At 61.7% G+C, this 1511-nt stretch carries 1 protein-coding gene; it reads right to left on the reverse strand.

Annotated elements, in window-relative coordinates; translation table 11 throughout:
* Window positions 1-117: 117 nt before the first annotated feature.
* On the reverse strand, window positions 118-1511 hold a 1394-nt coding region (locus I2D41_RS07725), incomplete at its 5' end, for an arginine--tRNA ligase (protein ID WP_195364128.1).

Below are 1511 nucleotides of genomic sequence, written 5' to 3' on the forward strand. Positions count from 1 at the left end.
AGGCCCTCGCGGCCTAGTCGCTATTTAGGGCGTCCAAGATTTGGGGCGCAGTTCAGTGGGAGATCGGGCTTTCAAGGCTTTGTTAAACCAAGTCTATACGGTCAAATGACTCGATGATTACATCTGCTCGGGCGCGGAAACGCCAACGAGGGTGAGCACCAGGGCGAGCGTCACGCGAACGGCGTCGCAAGCGGCCAGACGGGCGCGCGAAAGCTCGGGGTCGACGGGACGGCCCTCGCTCGGCAGAACCTGGCAGGCAGCGTAGAAGCTGTGGAAGTCGCCGGCGAGTTCCTCAGCAAAGTGCGTCAGACGGAACGGGGCGCGGTCGCGAGCGCAGCTGGCAATCAGGTCGGTGAGCTCGTTGAGCTTACGCGAAAGGGCGAGCTCGGTCGGGTCGGTCAGCAGCGAGTAATCGACGTTCTCACCGATGGCCTTGGCGGCAACGGCCTTCATGCCCATCTCGTCAGCCTGCTCGGGCGTAACGTCGGCGGCACGGCGCAGGATGGAGCACACGCGGGCGTGAGCGTACTGCACGTAATAGACCGGGTTGGAGTTGTCGCGCTTCTTGACGGCCTCGATATCGAAGTCGACCATCTGGTTGGAGCTTTTGGAGATGAGCGTGTAGCGAGCGGCGTCGGAACCGACCTCGTCGACGAGCTCCTGCAGGGTCACCATGGTGCCCTTACGCTTGGACATACGGACGGGCTTGCCGTTGCGCAGCAGGTTGACGAGCTGGCCCAGCAGAACCTCAAACTTGCCGGGATAGCCAAGAGCGTCGCAGACGCAGCGGACGCGCTCGATGTAGCCGTGGTGGTCGGCACCCCAGATGTCGATGACGTGGTCGACGCGCTGGAACTTATCCCAGTGATAGGCAACGTCGGAGGCGAAGTAGGTGTACTCGCCGTCGGACTTGATCAGGACGCGGTCCTTGTCATCGCCCAGGTCGGTGGAGCGGAACCACAGGGCGCCGTCCTTGGTGTAGAGGTAGCCCATCTTGTCGAGCTTCTCAAAAGCGCGGTCGACGGCAGAGGTGCCGGCGGTCTCGCCCTCGGTGTCCTTCACGTACAGCGAACGCTCGGAGTACCAACGATCGAAGTCGCAATTGACGGCGTGGCAGAGGTCGCGCATGTTGTCGACCATCTTCACATAGCCGCGCTCGCGGAAGCTCTCCATGCGCTCCTGAGGATCGGCCTCGACCCACTTATCGCCGTCGGTGCGCCAGAACTCGGCGGCCTCGTCGATAATGTAGTCGCCGCCATAGGAGTCCTTGCCCAGGGTCTCGGCAAAATTGTCCTGGTACGGATGGGTCTCGGGATGCTCGTCGTTCTCGTCGGCAACGAAGGCGTCGCGGTCTGCGATCAGCAGCTTGTGAGCCTCGTCGATATCCACGCCCTGCTTGGCGATGATGTCGGCAAGCTGCATATAGCGCGTGCTGATGGAGTTGCCGAAGGTGTTCATCTGAGAGCCGTGGTCGTTAATGTAGAACTCACGCTGGATATCGTAACCGGCGT

This window comes from Collinsella aerofaciens (assembly GCF_015552075.1).
Taxonomy (GTDB): domain Bacteria; phylum Actinomycetota; class Coriobacteriia; order Coriobacteriales; family Coriobacteriaceae; genus Collinsella; species Collinsella aerofaciens_Y.